Raw genomic sequence first — 15,690 nt, forward strand, 5'->3', positions numbered from 1 at the left:
ATGTGCAAAGAACTTAAAAATATCGTTTTGCAAGAGTTTACTGACCAGCACATAGTTGTAATCGGAGACCTGATGCTTGACAAGTATTTGATGGGAAGTGTACGCAGGATTTCTCCCGAAGCACCGGTTCCTGTGATGCGACTAAGAGAGGAAAAACTTCTGCTCGGGGGATCGGGAAATGTCGCTTTAAACCTTAAGCGCCTGGGTGTTTCCGTTTCACTAATTGGTTTGGTAGGAACCGATCACAATAGTTCGATTATTAAGGATCTGTTAGAGGAACAACAGATATCCTCTGATCATCTGATTTCTTCCTCAGCAAAACCAACGATTACCAAGACCCGAATCGTAGGCGAAAAACAACAGATTGCACGGATTGACCAGGAAGAACCAAGCCCCGTTAGCAGTGATGTGCAATCACTTCTTATAGAGAAGGTAGCCTCTCTTATTGCTTCCAGATCTGTTGATGCTATTATCATATCAGATTACGCAAAAGGATTAATTACGGATGAGGTTTGTCGATCTATCATCCGAACTGCAAAAGAAAAAAACATTCCCGTCATCGTTGATCCCAAAGGAAAGAATTTTACAAAGTATGAGAATGCTACTGTGCTGATGCCCAATGAAACTGAGTTATCAATCGCGAGCCGTGATAACTGGCAAACGGAAGAAGATTTTACGAAGATAGCAACACAGATGTATAAAGCATTACACGTCGGTTATCTTGCAGTTACGCGCGGACCTAAGGGAATAAGCCTGATTTCTGAAAATAAAAATCGTGACATTCCGACAACAGTCCGGGAGGTTTATGATGTTTCCGGAGCCGGTGATACTGCGGCTGCAGTATTGACTATAGGATTTGTTGCAGGCCTGCCCATTGACAAGGCGATTGAATTAGCAAATATAGCTGCCGGATATGTCGTAAGCAGGTGGGGGACCTATGCGGTATCGTATGCTGAATTGAGCGATGCCATTCAACGTTACGGACAGGAAAATACAAAAAGGTTCACTCTTCCTGAACTTGAGAGTCGTGTCGCAGAGTGGAAGAATCACAACCAAACCATCGTGTTTACAAACGGCTGTTTTGATATCCTGCACCGGGGACACATCCATCTTCTTAGAGAAGCCAAAAAGGAAGGTGACAAGCTTATCGTGGCACTCAATACGGATAAATCTGTTCAACAACTGAAAGGGAAAAACAGACCTTTGAACAACTTAAAAGACCGGGTATCAGTATTGGAGGCTCTCTCCGTCGTTGATGCGATTATTGCCTTTGAAGAACAGACTCCCTTGCGGTTGATCAAACAAATAAGGCCCGATGTGTTGGTCAAGGGTGCTGATTACAGAGAAGAGGAGATCGTCGGTGCCCGGGTCGTCACAACAGGAGGCGGCAAAGTCGTGAGGGTACCACTGGTAGAGGGAAAGAGCACGACCGGATTAATAGAACAGATAGAAAGATCACAGCAATGATTAATTTATTTCAAGAACGAGGGAATGCTTTTCTACGTCTGCTCGATCGGTATATGGGCATTCCTCTTGTGCTGCTCCTGAGCCTCTTCCGAAAGAAAAAGGATTTTGGCAGGAGGCCACAACGCCCCCAAAGCATTGTGTTTTTTAAGATGAGTGGCATCGGAGATTCGATTCTTACCCTTCCTTTTATTCAAAAATTGCGTAACACTTATCAGGATATTGAAATTACGGTGGTCTGCGGCAAAAACAATCAGGTCGTTTATCAAAAATTGTTGGATAAAAAGTATGTATCAAAGGTTATCAGTCTGGATCTCAGCCGGTTTATCTATGATTGGAACTATTTGAGAAAAAAGATTAAAGAGCTCAGAGGATTACGTTACGATTATTGTGTTGATTTTGAACCATGGTCCAGAATAAGTGCGTTTTTGTCGTTTCTTATGAAGGGAAATTATAAGATTGGATTTCGAACAGAGCGACAGTACAAGCATATGCTTTTCGATCATTATGAAGTCCATCAGGACACAAAGCATGAATTCGAGAATTATAAAATGCTTACCTCAGCCATTATCGATCAGGTGCAGGGAGTTCCGACCTATCCGGTGGCGGCACAAGATTCCTTTTATTTTAAAGATTTTATGGACAAGCATGATATTCAGGAGTATATAATCTTCCATCCGTGGGCTTCCGGATATAAAAATACGCTAAAAGAACTCGATAAAGGAGCGATAACCTATATCTGTAATAATTTGGCTGCTAAAGGGTATACGATTATTTTTACAGGTGGTCCTGCAGATAAGGATAAATCTGAAGCTCTTACCTCATATATCGATCGTTCTTATTCTATCGCTGGAAAAACGCATTTAAACGAAACAGCTGTTTTTCTGAAGAATGCGGATTGTGTCATAACGGTAAATACGGGAGTATTACATTTAGCGGCTGCTGTAGGTGCAAACCTGGTATCTATTAATGGCCCCACAGATATCAACCGCTGGGGTCCCCTGTGTGAACAGGCAATTAATATTAAAAGCAGTTTGCACTGTTCTCCTTGTCTCGATCTCGGGTTTGAATATAAATGTAAAGAGCATAACGTCCCTGAAGGATATTGCATGAAAAAAATAGATCTGGATGAAGTCGTAAACACAGCAGTACGTATAATTCGGGGCAGTGAGCCTGCAGACACTCAAAAAGGCTTGGAAAAACCATAACATTGGTCATTCTGAGCTTGTCGATCTGCGCAAGTAGCTCTTCGAGGACCTCCCCGACTTGCGCGTGGGCCAGCCCTTGCCCGTACAGGGCACTGACCATCCGGTCCGTCTCCTCTTGCTGGGCATGTAGCAGCGCTAAGACCTTGGGATAAAATCCCTCCATTGCGATCTCGCGAGTTGGGTATCTAAGTCTCAGTACTATATTTTTTTATAAAACCAAGCATATCATCTATATAGTTATTTGAATTCTCTACCAGTTTTTCTAACTCTATATAATATATATCATCGAATAGTTCTGTATATGTTTTTTTATATTTTTTAATCAGATCAATACATTTGGTATGGTAATATTCAGGCCCTCTCTCTCGCATTATTTTATCATAACCGCATAATTTAGGCCCAAAAGGGTAATGCCCCTTGCGCCAGTGATTAAATTTAAGAAAAGAGTATTTGGTAAAATTAAAAACTTGAGTGGGATGAATTTGCTCGTGTAGCAGCAGCGTATTTCGGGGATATTGTTTTTGTTCTAAATTATATTTATCCGGTTGTGATTTGTATAAAAACTTACTTGGTATAAATCCATTATTTTTTCGAGTTGCCTTTAAATTGGATTGCAAGCAAGCTTGTTCATTTCTCTCGATAAATAATATTTTAGCCTCTGGTAATACATATTTTACTAACTCTGGCCTAAAAAGGTTTGGAGGGGATTTTTCGATGATAATTTTGTTGTGATGGCCTAGTTTTCGTGTGACAAAATTTTTTAATTTGTCATTTCTAACAGGCTTAACTTGATCATATATATTAAACCTGTCGATATTTTTCCACAAGAGATGAGGTTCATTAAATTGTCTACATTCAATGTTATTATAGATTAAATTGGATAAATAAGTGGTTCCGGATCTCGAATAACCAATAACACAGAATATCATTTTTTACTATGGGTAATTTAAAAACAACCTTACTGTAGGTTTTGCAAAACCGTTCTTTTGGTCAATTGCCGTATGTTTATATGTATTCAACATCCTCACAAATGCTTTCTATGCTGTGGTGTTGAATTCGCCCCGTGGTTGATCTTGATTAAAGTTCCTGGTTCAAAAAAACTCTCTTGCTAATGTGAACATATTTATTCGGTGAACATTAATCAAAACAATCTTTTATCTGAGATAATAGAATACCTTTTATACTCAGAACCCAAACGGGAACTCAGATTTCTTTTCCCAGCATATAAATTTCCTACAATGTTAACTACCGGTAGGACACCTGTTCCGTATTAAGCAGGCGATCGAATTGCTGATCTGGGTCTTTAAAATAGACAAAGCTCAAATACTGCTGCCGGACAGGCCGAAAACTTTGTTCGAGAGAAAGGTTGTCAATGGTGTTTTGGGTCACCCGAACGTACTTATAGGCGTATGTTCCCTGTTTAATAAGTGCTTCTGCCTTCCACAGACCTTCAGAGGCATCAAAACGCATCTTATTGGCGTTCGAGATCATCCAGTTATTGAAATCGCCCACAATATGGAGCTCGTCAGAAGGGGACACCGATCGGCCGGCCTCCAATGAAAAACGGACGCGGGCATACCGGCCGCTTCGGTCATCGACCAGTGCACCAATATGTTGTGTGGGCGAAAAGGGCGGATTGAGATCCATATCCAGGTTTTGGACGTCCCTGCGCAGGATAAGGGTAGGGGGACGGGTACCCGGCTGGTATTCTGTGATCCGGCGTCCGTCGGCGTCAAAGGCCCGGATATCCAGCAGTCGAAACGCCTCATCCGCGAGAAAAGCGGCCTCCCGGTCCAGGCGGCCGGTTATGTGCCCCGGTTCGGCCGTGCTCAGGAAATCCGCCGCCCGCATACGTCCCCAAAACTGGTTCTGCACGTACGAGAGGGACAAATCAAATTGGGGAAATTCCACAAACCCGGGATAGCGAAAGGAACTGAGTAGCTGGTGCAAGGGACGGCTGTCCTGTCGTTGGGCAAACAGCGTTTCAATGCGCGTTTCCAGGTATCCCTCATCTTCGGTCACAAAGAAAGGCATGGAAAAAAGAAGCCGGTCACCCTGATATTCATACACTTCAAGCAGATAATTGCCGCTTACTTTCGGTTTCAGCTTGTCATTAGGGAAGGGGTACTCCACGTGCCGGTAGGATGGATCCCGGGTAAGGCTCTGCTCTGATTGTTGAATATGGGTATACGAAAAGCCCTCGAGATACGCAGAGGCGGGAATAGTACTCTGCATCCAGTTCCGGTTGCGATGGGTGACTTGCACCCGGTACTGCCGGCTTTGCGGACTCAGGTCATCGAAGGAAAGGATCAGTTGTTCATCGGTGCCGAGCGTTACGACAGGCGGTCTCCCGGGTCTTTCCCGGGGATGAAGTTGCAGGCTCCGAATATTCTGCGGCGGACTTTGCTGTACCGCTAAGGCAAAAGGTTCCTGATAACCTTCTTCCTGCTGCTGGTCAGCAGTAGCGGTATCGGTTGATTCCGGTACCTTGCAGCCGGCAAATGTGGCAAGTAAAAGGAATGGCAATATGCTACATAAAATAGGTGCCTTCAAAGACAAAATGAGCAGGTCCTTCCAGTTTAAGATTAGCGTAGGTTTGTGTGCGCCGGTCAAAGGAGAAGTAAACCAGCAGGGTTCCTCCCTCTGTTTTGACCTGAAAAGGCTGTTCGGCATCCGGCCGGTTTTCCAGTTCATGCCACACCAGGGCAGCGGCGATGGCGCCGGTCCCGCAGGCCAGCGTGAGGTCTTCGACCCCGCGTTCATAGGTCTGAAGGCGGACTTCGTTATCGCCGGTTCCGCAAATAAAGTTGACGTTGGTACCTTCCGGCTGAAAAGCCGGGTGATAGCGTAGTTTTTCTCCTTCCTGGCGCAGCAGATCTTCCTGCTGAAGCCGCTCCGCATCTACGGGGGTGACGATATGTTCGGTTCCGGTATGGAGTTGCCAGATTTTTTTGCCGTCAAGATTCACGTGCCTGACCTCCGTTTCAACCGGGAATGAAATCCGTACGGTATTCGAGTCCATCACGCTGGCTTTGTACAGCTTGTCGTGGACCGTAAACGTATGATTCTTGTCAAAACCGAGGTTCCGGGCGAAAAGCGCCAGGCACCGGGCGCCGTTCCCGCACATGCCCGCATCGCTGCCGTCCGGGTTGCGGTAAAACATGGTGTAGTTGGCCTCCCCGTGTTCGGCGGGAAACAGGGCAAGCAGTCCGTCGGAACCAATGCCGAATTTTCGGTCACACAGCTTGGGAGCGAGCCGCACCAATTCCTCTTTGGAGAACAGCCGTTCGAGGTTGTTGATAACCACGAAGTCGTTCCCGGTCCCCTGCATCTTGGTAAAAGTGATCGTTGTTCTGTGGGTATCCATAGTTAATCCGAAAAAGCGGGTAAATGTTTATAGGATTCGTCAGATGCTATTTCAAGATCGAGGTCGCGCATCAGGTTTGCAAAGCGCAAAGCCAGGACCGTAAAAACAATTTTGCCCTGCACGTATTGATAAATCATCGGCTTACACTTGTTCACTTCTTCAATCATCGACTGCAGACGGGCCTCATGAAGCGTGTCGCAAAATTTCCGGATAACATCCAGCTGGTCGGCATTGGTAATGAGCGCTTTGTTTTCCGTCGCGCGATACACCAGCAGGTCCCGCAGAAAGACCTCCAGCACGTTTAGTATCGCAATCTGTCCCTCTATATTTTCGCGGCTCTGCCAATCCTGGGCCATCCGGGTGATTTCAACGGCATCCTGGATATAGGAAGCACGCAGGTAATCCACGATTTCCCTGCGGAGGCTTTTGAGCTGGTCGACCTCATAGAAGCGCGTCAGCGCATAATTGCCCCCGGATACGCGTGCCAGGTAGCTCGCATCCTCCCGGGAGAGTCCGTCGTAGTCGATCAGGGCCTGTTCGATCTCTTTTGTTTTTAAAGCAGACAGCGGAATATGCTGGCAACGTGACAGGATCGTGGGCAGCAGGGCTTCGGTATGGCTGGTGGTCAGCAGGAACATAAGATTTTTCGAAGGCTCTTCGAGGAGCTTCAAAAAGGCGTTGGCCGCCTCTTTGCGCATATGTTCAATATCAGTCAGTACAATAATGTTTTTCCGACCCTCATTGGGCTTTAACCGGGCGGCCCGCCGGATATGCTCCCGGAAATAATCAATGGGATAGAATGCCTGCAGGTTCTTGGAACTTGCGTCGTCCGTGAGAGAGGGACGCAGACTGAAGTCCACGATTTCGTAGGGATCCTCGCGCAGCATCTCCAGACGGGGACGCAGTTCCATCTCTACATCGTTCTTGCGAACGGCGCTGGTGGGTACGGGTAAAAAGACATGAATATCCGGGTGGGTAAACCAGGACGATTTTTTGGAGAAGGCCTGGTCCCCCAGCCCGGTGAGGTTGTCAATGCCGTTGATAAGCTCAGCAAAAGCCAGGGCGAAAGCTTTTTTACCGGTGCCGGGAGAGCCTGAGAACAGGTAGGCGTGGCTGATGCGCTCCGATTTCAGGATACGCTTGATCTGCTCGCGCGCAAACTGCTGCCCGACCAGCCGCCGGTCTCCGAAATCAAATGTCAGATGGTTGAGTTCGCTCATAATAGGTTATTCTTCCCAAATGTAATCAAAAAGTAAGATGCCGGCTGTGATGGTCGTGCCCGTATAGCCTACAAGCGCCCAAAAATCGTTGAGATAGTGCTGAGAGAAATCCTCAATGAGCGCCACCTTGGTAAGCTGAACCAAAATAAGGATAAGCGGGAACAAGAGGGGAATGCTCAGGACCGAGAAAATAGCTCCTTTCCGGTCCGCCTGCGAGACGATGGCGCCCAGCATGGTAGCGACGCCGGAAAGACCTGCCGTGCCCACGGTCAAAACCAACAAAAAGGCGCTGTTGTCGGCAATAGATATTCCCAATAAAAAAATATAGGTGATAAAGGTCACACAGTTTACCGACAAAGTAAAGAGATAGTTGAAGCACAGTTTACCCAGGAAAACATCAATGGCGCGACTGTGAAGGCGCAAAAGATCGAACGTTCGCTTGTCTGTTTCCATTACAAATGAACGGGAAAGACTTGAAAGGGCCGCAAAGAGAATGATGATCCATACCAGGGCGCTTTGGGCGCTTTTCGGAAGCCGCTCAGCGTTCAGTGCAAACAGAACAAGCAATAAAGAGGCGCCTACGAATGCCAGGACGGTATTGATAGCGTAGCGCGACCGGAGTTCGATCTGCAGGTCCTTGCTCAGTATGGCGGTTATTCCCTGTAATAAATTCATCAGCAAAGTTTACAAAAAAGTAGTGAAGCATTAACCCGAATTATGTAGACGAGCCCGTTGCAAAACCGTTAATTCGCCCAATCTCTGCATGTTCGCGATTTCAACATCCCCATATCGTTAACATATAGACTGCGGTTTTGAAATCGCTCAGGGTTGGTATTGAACAAGAACCGTGTTTTCAAAGCCCTCTGCAAATAACTGTTTAGCATGACTGCAAGTTTCTAAATATCAATGTTTTCAGTGTATGTTACAATAGGAGCAAAAGATTGCGTGCTGCAGCGGCTGCAACCCCTTCCGTGGGTTCCGGAACCCCCTTTCGGTCTGCGTCATCCGGAGCAGTTCTCATCCGGTTCATACCCTTTGGATCAACCTGCAAAATGACGCCTCACCCATGGCAAAGCCAAAGCATTCGGGAGTGAGAAATGTGGGTTAACAATAATTAGTTAAAGGTAAAAAAGAGCCGGCTGAAAAACGATCATTTTTCTCCATGCTTTCTATACCGGGCTGATAAGTTCTTAAAACATCCATTCAAAAAATATTATAAGATTAGCGGGGTAATGGACTTGTATCGGAAGTAAAACGATGAGTATATTTGAGCAACAGATGAAATGAATAAATTTTAGTCTTTTTCGCATGAATATTTTCAGCTTATTAGAAACCCAAACCGTTTTGCCAAACCTGGAAGCTAACAATAAAGCTGAAATACTGGAGAAATTGGTATTGTCTCTTCAAGGGCAGGTTTCGGAAGAGGAGGCCCAAAAAATCCTGGAAGCGGTCAAGGAGCGAGAAAATATCATGTCCACCGGGGTGGGAAAAGGATTAGCCATACCACATGCCAAAACAGCTGTTATTGAACAGACCTATGCTGCTTTTGCCGTGCTTAAAGAACCTGTGGAATACAATGCGGTTGACAATCAACCTGTTTCGATGGTTTTTTTGCTGGTAGGTCCGCAGTCGAGCAACAGTATGCATATCAAGATGTTGAGCCGTATTTCGCGACTAATGAATGACAGCAGTTTTCGGAATCGACTGAAGGAATGCACAACCGCAGAAGAAATTATCGAACAATTTAAGAAAGAAGAGCATGTGTCTTTCAGTGGATGACTAATTCCAATAAATCACAGTTGTATGGTTGGAAAAAATACGATTTGTACAGGATGGGCTGTTTTGGTTTTGTTCGCGGCCACTGGGGGTGAGGTAAAGGCTCAAAACGCTGTCTTTTCACCTGAAGTTATTCAGACGATCGAAAACAGTCGTGTCTACGATGCTTTTTGGTCGGTCATTGTCCGCGATAGCACGGGCAAAATTCTTGAAGGCTATAATTTTGATAAGATTGTACGTCCCGCTTCCAACCTGAAGCTGTTGACGTCCGCCATGGTGTTGAAGGAGCTGGGGCCCGATTTTCGGTATTCCACGAAAATGTACGGCCTGGGTTCACAGTCCGGTAACTCATGGCAAGGTGATATCATTATTCGGGGAAGCGGCGATCCGTCCATTAGCGGCACATTTTATAACAAGGACCGTTTCCATGTATTTGAAAAGTTTTACCGGGCGCTTGATTCCCTGGGCATCCGGAAGGTACAGGGATCGCTTATCGGCAACGATTCGTATTTCGATCAGCGGGTTTACCCGGAAGGTTGGAGCTGGGATGACCTCACATTTTATTACGGGGTGGAAATTAATGCCTTGTCGTTCAATGAAAATGCAGTCGATCTGCGTGTATATGCCAATAACAGTATAGGAGAAAAACCCCATATTGAATGGTTTCCTTTCGATACCGATTACGTGGAATTTGTTAATAAGCAGGTCATCACCCCGGCCTATTCAGAATATGACGAGTCGTATCGGCGAATTATGGGTACGAACACCATTTTATTGCGCAGCACGCTGCCGCAGAATTATGTTGAGAAAGAGTCGCTGTCCATTATGGACGCACCCCGTTTTTTTGTGGATACCTTTGAAAAGTACCTGTCCCAGGGAAACATAACGTTTAGCAGGCCATTTTCCATTGAAAGTCATACACGGAATTGGGAAAGTAGCCGTTACACGATCCTGGAAGAGCATCAGTCGGTTCCACTTAGGCAGCTGTTACAGGAGGTTAATAAAGAGAGCAATAATTTCTATGCTGAGATGTTGCTTAAAACGGCTGCGGCCGAGCACTATAAAACGGAGGGAAGTACCGAACTCGGTATAAGTCTGATTGAAACTTTTGCTATGGATATGGGTATGGACATAGAGGACTTGGAGATAAGCGACGGATCGGGTTTGGCATCTTCAACTCTTATGACGAGTGAAGACCTGAGCAGGATGCTGGTAAAAATGCGTTCTGCCCCTCACTTTGAGGTGTATAAAAACAGTTTGTCGATTGCCGGGAGAGACGGTACGCTCGAACACCGGTTTCGAAACTCACCAGTCGCAGGGAAACTACACGGTAAAACAGGGTATATTTCGGGCGTTCGAGCTTTGAGCGGATATTTGGAGTCGGCATCGGGACAGCCGCTTGTTGTCAGTATAATAACGAATAATTATACCGAGTCAACCTCTTACGTTGATTCAGTGCAGGAAGAAATTATTCAACAAATTTATTATAAATATTAACATTTATTAACGAAAACGCATGCCGAACAAGCCCCCTACAATACTGGTAACGGATGACGAGGAAAGCATTCGCAATTCGCTCCGGGATATCCTTGAGTTTGAGGGGTATCGTGTACTTGAAGCTGAAGATGGTGAACAGGTGTTTCGAATTTTGTCGGATGATACCGTTGATCTTATGCTCCTGGATATTAAAATGAAAGGGATGGATGGGATGGAGGTACTTTCTAAACTGAAAGAGAATAATTTCCATTTTCCGGTCATAATGATTTCAGGGCACGGGAACATTGAAATTGCGGTGGAAGCCACCAAAAAGGGGGCTTTTGATTTTATCCAGAAGCCACCTGACTTGAACCGGTTGCTGGTAAGTGTACGAAATGCCCTGGATCAACATCGACTGTCGGAAGAAAATGAAACCATACGATCGCGGCTGCCCGGGGTACCCGAAATTATAGGGGAAAGCCGGGCTATTGAAAAGATCAAGGAAACCATCGATAAAGTTGCCCAGACGAACTCAAGAGTTATGGTGACCGGCGAAAATGGAACGGGAAAGGAACTGGTAGCCCGCTGGATCCATGAAAAAAGTCAGCGCAGCAATGAAGAATTCGTAGAAGTCAACTGTGCTGCCATTCCTGCAGACCTGCTTGAAAGTGAGCTTTTTGGTCATGAGAAGGGCGCTTTTACCGGTGCCAGCAGTCAGCGTATCGGTAAATTCGAACAAGCTGACGGGGGTACGCTTTTCCTGGATGAGGTGGGAGATATGAGTCCCAATGCGCAAGCAAAAGTTCTGCGGGCCCTGCAGGAAAATGCCATCATTCGCGTTGGCGGGACCGAGAAAATAACGGTGGATGTCCGTGTGATCGCGGCAACGAACAAAGATCTGCTGGAAGAGATCGATACAGGCGGTTTCAGAGAAGATCTCTATCACCGTCTGAATGTGATTCCCATTCATGTTCCGCCGCTTCGGCAACGACGTGAAGACATCCCTGCGCTGGCCCGGCGCTGGCTCGAACATCTGGCAGAAAAGGACATTACATTTGCCGGTATTTCGTTTAGTGATGACGCACTGGAGGCGTTAAAAGAACAACAGTGGTCGGGTAATGTGCGGGAGCTTCAAAATGCGGTAGAACGACTGGGACTGCTTGCCGGGGGTACGACGATCTCAGGGAAGGAAGTCGATAGTCTAACGCTCACGGGTTCCCGGAAACCAGAGGGAACCGACAGCCTGCTCGAAAGTATTGATACCTTTCAGGGTTTTAAAGAAGCGTCAGAACGATTATTTTTGCTGCGAAAACTGAATGAAAATGATTGGAATATCTCCCAGACGGCCGAGGCGATCGATATCCAGCGAAGCCACATGTACAATAAAATGAAAAAGTACGATATTGAACGGTAAATACGGGATGTCAATAACCGGTGCCCGGGGTTCATTCAGTTTGACTACTCATTTCATTACTCATAACACAAGACCATAAGATGTCCGCTAAAATTATTGACGGTAAGAAAGTAGCAGCAATAACAAGAGATGAAGTTCGTGAAGATGTGGAAGATTGGCTCGAAGCGGGACACCGTCCCCCTTTTCTGCAGGTAATACTGGTGGGCAATGATCCCGCTTCAAATGTATATGTGGGAGCTAAGACCCGTGCCTGCAAAGAAGTAGGTATTGAAACCGATACCCGGCAACTGCCTGATACGGTTTCTGCCAAAGAGCTGAAAAAGACCATACAGTATTATAATGAGAACAGCGAGGTGGATGGAATCCTGGTACAGCTTCCCCTGCCGTCCCACCTTTCTTCGCACGACGTAATAGAGGCTATTGACCACCGCAAGGACATCGATGGTTTTCATCCCATGAATGTAGGCCGGCTTACCGTGGGGCAACCCAGCTTTCGTTCCTGCACGCCCGCGGGTATCTTTGAACTGTTTAAATATTACAGCATTCCCACCAAGGGGAAACACGCCGTTGTGGTGGGAGCGAGCGATATTGTCGGGAGACCGATCTCCGTTATGCTTTCCAAAGAGGATGCAGGAGGAAAGGCAACTACGACTGTTTGCCACAAGTACACCAAAGACCTGACGGCTCATACCATCTCCGCCGATATACTGGTGGTAGCCGCAGGTCAACCTAATTTAATCAGGGGGGAGATGGTGAAAGAAGGGGTTGTGGTGATTGATGTAGGCATTAACCGCGTAGCCGACGAGACCCGGAAAAAGGGGTACAGCCTCGTTGGCGACTGTCATTTCGAAAGCGTAAAAGAAAAGGCAAGCTGGATCACGCCGGTCCCCGGCGGCGTGGGTCCCATGACCGTAGCTATGCTGATGAAGAATACGCTGCTGGCCGCCAAAAAATCGATTTACCCGGAGTAATCCTCCCCGCGGGAGGCGCTAAGATTCCGCTGGATATCCTTTTTACAGGCACTGTTCCGGATCGTCGGGATCCAGGTGGCAGCTGTCGGACTGCAGGCTGCGTCCCAGTCGAACCTCATGGTGTAGCTCTTCCAGAAAGTCTTCAATTTCTGCCGGCGACGACCACGTCTGGTGGCCATCGTCGAGTAGGGGCAACTTATTTTCGTTCACTTCTTCAGGCAGGGAGTCGTTTAGGGCGATCCGGATGACCTTATGCGCAATAACCATATCCCTGAGTTTTTGCTCTACGCGATCCGTAAATTGATCAGACGTACCTTTATAAAATGTCAGCATGATTAGCAGTCGGCTGTTCTTTAATGTACACCCTGGCAACACTGCTGGGGCTTCGGAGGTTCCATGATTATCGAATCCACTCTTGAATAAGGTCGCTGCATGCCGTGGAAGGTACGATTCTTTTCCTTCCCTCCCCCTGATGCGGGAAGGCAGGATTTTTTTTTAAAGAGGGGTGACATACTGCTGTCAGTCTGCTTGGTTACATTTATAATGAAGATTAATTAAACAAAGAGACCAGTTATGAATGCAGCAGTTAATATTTCCGACCAGCAGGTTACCGCAAACATGGAGCCGGTGCTTCGCAAAGTGCTCAAAGAAGCAGAGCAGGAGCATCAGGAATTGCAACAGATGTTTAAGCTGATGGGCTGGGGAGACCTGCCGGATGCGCTTAAAATTGAAATTAAAGATGATGTGTCGGCGCTGGTCGATGAGCTGCAGGGACAGTATTCCAGCTGTGATCCCGCGGTCGCCCGTCGCCGGCAGCGGGTCGTCCACTGGGTCGACAGTTATAAAGATGACTTGTGTTCTCTGCAGACGGCTGTGGAGGCGCTGAGGGTTCGCAGTTTGTAAGATTTACTTCAGGTTATATACAGAGGCTGCCCCACGCGAGCTGGCTGATGCCGCTCTTTAGTGTAAAACCACTAATTTTAAATTTAATAATTATTGTTTTTCACGTAGAATCTTTGAAGACCAGGAATTTTGGTCAATATCAAGGCCGGAGGGAGGTTGGGATCGCAGCATGTAGCCATACGTGTGGATTTGAACCACCCGGTAACGCCGCCATGGGGTAAAAGAGCGGTTTTGCAAAGACCTCTATTCGTAAGCTATTAATAAGGGAGAGGCTCTTGGGCAGCCTAAGCATGTGGGTGACCTTGACTATTAACAAATTTTTTAGGAAATCTGTTAAGCAGGTCGCCCACATTTTTTTTATCTTTGCCCAAACCTGAATCCAAATACTGGCAGACCTACTCTATCATGCAATCTTCCTCTCCTTTTGATCGGATTACGCGGCAGGGCCTGACTTATGATGACGTGCTTCTGGTACCGGGCTACTCGAAAACACTGCCCCGTGACGCCAATACGAGCATAGACCTTACCGACGACCTGACCCTCAATGTGCCTATTATCAGCGCAGCGATGGATACTGTTTCTGAGTATCGACTGGCTATTGCGTTGGCCCGGGAGGGGGGGATTGCGATGCTGCACAAGAATATGTCGATTCAGGACCAGGCGGATCAGGTACGCATGGTAAAGCGCAGCGAGAGCGGTATGATTGTAGACCCTGTTACACTGGGCCAGAATTCGACGGTAAGGAAAGCGCGGTCACTGATGAAAAAGCATAAAATCGGCGGTATTCCTATTGTTGAGGACGATAATACGCTTATCGGCATCGTCACCAACCGGGACCTGCGCTTCGAGCACTACGTTGATAAAAAGCTGAGTACGATCATGACCAGCGACAACCTGATTACGGCACGGGAGGGGACCACCCTGGAGGAAGCTGAAAAGCTTTTACAGGAGCATAAAGTTGAAAAACTGCCCATTGTGGATGATAATACCAAACTGGTGGGACTGATTACCTTTAAGGATATTGAAAAGAAAATGAATTTCCCTCATGCCTGTAAGGATGACATGGGACGGCTGCGTGTGGGGGCTGCTGTAGGAGTAACGGAGGATACGATGGAGCGTGTCGATGCGCTGGTGGAATCGGGCGTGGATGTTATTACGGTGGATACCGCCCATGGCCATTCGACGGGTGTATTGGAAATGGTAGAGAAAATTAAGGCGGCCTATCCCGATCTGAGCCTCATCGGGGGCAATATTGCTACCAGGGACGCGGCCAAGGCGCTGGTCGATGCCGGTGCGGATGTCCTGAAAGTGGGGGTCGGCCCGGGGTCGATCTGTACAACCCGGGTGGTTACCGGGGTAGGCGTACCGCAGTTAAGTGCTGTTATGGAGGTGGCCGAGCTGGCCCACAAAGCGGGCGTCGGGCTCATTGCCGACGGCGGAATCAAGCAGACGGGCGATATCCCAAAAGCAATAGCCGGAGGCGCCGACGCGGTGATGATGGGATCGATGTTCGCCGGCGTGGATGAAAGTCCCGGTGAAACGATTATCTACGAATCCCGAAAGTATAAATCCTACCGCGGAATGGGCAGTATCGGAGCCATGGAGAAAGGATCAAAGGATCGCTATTTCCAGGATGTGGAGGATAATATCAATAAGTTGGTGCCTGAAGGGATTGAGGGACGCGTACCCTATAAGGGATATCTCAGTGAAGTGGTCCACCAGATGGTCGGGGGATTGCGGGCAGCGATGGGCTATGTCGGAGCGGCGGATATTTCTGAGCTGAAGAAAGCGGAGTTTGTACAGATTTCAGCAGCCGCCTATAAAGAAAGCCACCCGCATTCCGTCCAGATTACCAAAGAGTCGCCCAACTATTCGGTCAGCTAAACCGAGT

14 protein-coding genes are annotated in these 15,690 nt (G+C 47.2%); 8 read left to right on the forward strand and 6 right to left on the reverse strand.

Features of this window, described 5'->3' with window-relative positions:
* The gene (gene rfaE1 / locus BUB16_RS05850; protein ID WP_073060718.1) at positions 1-1,467 is read left to right on the forward strand and encodes a D-glycero-beta-D-manno-heptose-7-phosphate kinase; all 1,467 of its coding nucleotides are present in this window, start codon (positions 1-3) and stop codon (positions 1,465-1,467) included.
* A complete protein-coding gene (locus BUB16_RS05855; RefSeq protein ID WP_073060722.1) occupies positions 1,464-2,672 on the forward strand; it encodes a glycosyltransferase family 9 protein in 1,209 nt (402 codons plus the stop codon). The genes rfaE1 and BUB16_RS05855 overlap by 4 nt, the downstream gene beginning before the upstream one ends.
* Before the next feature lie 185 nt (positions 2,673-2,857).
* Here BUB16_RS05855 and BUB16_RS05860 read toward each other — a convergent pair whose 3' ends face one another.
* The 5 genes from BUB16_RS05860 to BUB16_RS05880 all read right to left on the reverse strand — a co-directional run bounded on the left by BUB16_RS05860 (position 2,858) and on the right by BUB16_RS05880 (position 7,934).
* A complete protein-coding gene (locus BUB16_RS05860; protein ID WP_073060725.1) occupies positions 2,858-3,601 on the reverse strand; it encodes a sulfotransferase in 744 nt (247 codons plus the stop codon).
* A 316-nt stretch (positions 3,602-3,917) separates the two neighbouring features.
* Positions 3,918-5,198: a type IX secretion system plug protein gene (locus BUB16_RS05865; RefSeq protein ID WP_073060728.1), complete on the reverse strand. Its 1,281-nt coding sequence runs from the start codon at positions 5,196-5,198 to the stop codon at positions 3,918-3,920.
* Between the two features lie 4 nt (positions 5,199-5,202).
* Positions 5,203-6,039 (reverse strand): diaminopimelate epimerase, encoded by an 837-nt coding sequence (dapF, locus tag BUB16_RS05870; RefSeq protein ID WP_073060730.1) that lies wholly within the window; start codon positions 6,037-6,039, stop codon positions 5,203-5,205.
* Between the two features lie 2 nt (positions 6,040-6,041).
* Positions 6,042-7,259, reverse strand: a complete 1,218-nt coding sequence (locus BUB16_RS05875; RefSeq protein ID WP_073060733.1) for a DNA polymerase III subunit — start codon at positions 7,257-7,259, stop codon at positions 6,042-6,044.
* Between the two features lie 6 nt (positions 7,260-7,265).
* Entirely contained in the window at positions 7,266-7,934 is a 669-nt protein-coding gene (locus tag BUB16_RS05880; RefSeq protein ID WP_073060736.1) for a heme exporter protein CcmB, read from the reverse strand.
* Positions 7,935-8,567: 633 nt separating this feature from the next.
* Here BUB16_RS05880 and BUB16_RS05885 point away from each other — a divergent pair.
* The 4 genes from BUB16_RS05885 (at position 8,568) to folD (ending at position 12,896) form a co-directional block, all read left to right on the forward strand.
* Positions 8,568-9,038, forward strand: coding sequence for a PTS sugar transporter subunit IIA (locus BUB16_RS05885; protein WP_073060740.1), 471 nt, complete (start codon positions 8,568-8,570; stop codon positions 9,036-9,038).
* A 24-nt stretch (positions 9,039-9,062) separates the two neighbouring features.
* Complete coding sequence (dacB, locus tag BUB16_RS05890) at positions 9,063-10,532, forward strand: D-alanyl-D-alanine carboxypeptidase/D-alanyl-D-alanine endopeptidase (RefSeq protein WP_084088073.1); 1,470 nt, start codon at positions 9,063-9,065, stop codon at positions 10,530-10,532.
* Positions 10,533-10,551: 19 nt separating this feature from the next.
* On the forward strand, positions 10,552-11,925 hold the full coding sequence (locus tag BUB16_RS05895; protein WP_073060751.1) for a sigma-54-dependent transcriptional regulator: 1,374 nt from the start codon (positions 10,552-10,554) through the stop codon (positions 11,923-11,925).
* Between the two features lie 80 nt (positions 11,926-12,005).
* Positions 12,006-12,896 carry a bifunctional methylenetetrahydrofolate dehydrogenase/methenyltetrahydrofolate cyclohydrolase FolD gene (gene folD / locus BUB16_RS05900; protein WP_073060754.1) on the forward strand — a complete coding sequence of 297 codons (891 nt, stop codon included), beginning with the start codon at positions 12,006-12,008 and terminating at the stop codon, positions 12,894-12,896.
* Between the two features lie 42 nt (positions 12,897-12,938).
* Here the strand turns inward: folD and BUB16_RS05905 are convergent, their stop codons facing one another.
* Positions 12,939-13,229: a hypothetical protein gene (locus tag BUB16_RS05905; protein ID WP_073060757.1), complete on the reverse strand. Its 291-nt coding sequence runs from the start codon at positions 13,227-13,229 to the stop codon at positions 12,939-12,941.
* Between the two features lie 240 nt (positions 13,230-13,469).
* Between BUB16_RS05905 and BUB16_RS05910 the strand changes: the two genes are divergently transcribed.
* Together BUB16_RS05910 and guaB are read left to right on the forward strand one after the other, a co-directional pair.
* Complete coding sequence (locus BUB16_RS05910; protein WP_073060760.1) at positions 13,470-13,799, forward strand: hypothetical protein; 330 nt, start codon at positions 13,470-13,472, stop codon at positions 13,797-13,799.
* A 405-nt stretch (positions 13,800-14,204) separates the two neighbouring features.
* Positions 14,205-15,683, forward strand: coding sequence for an IMP dehydrogenase (guaB, locus tag BUB16_RS05915; protein ID WP_073061193.1), 1,479 nt, complete (start codon positions 14,205-14,207; stop codon positions 15,681-15,683).
* Positions 15,684-15,690 lie beyond the last annotated feature (7 nt).

It is taken from the genome of Fodinibius roseus (assembly GCF_900129315.1).
GTDB classification, from domain to species: domain Bacteria; phylum Bacteroidota; class Rhodothermia; order Balneolales; family Balneolaceae; genus Fodinibius; species Fodinibius roseus.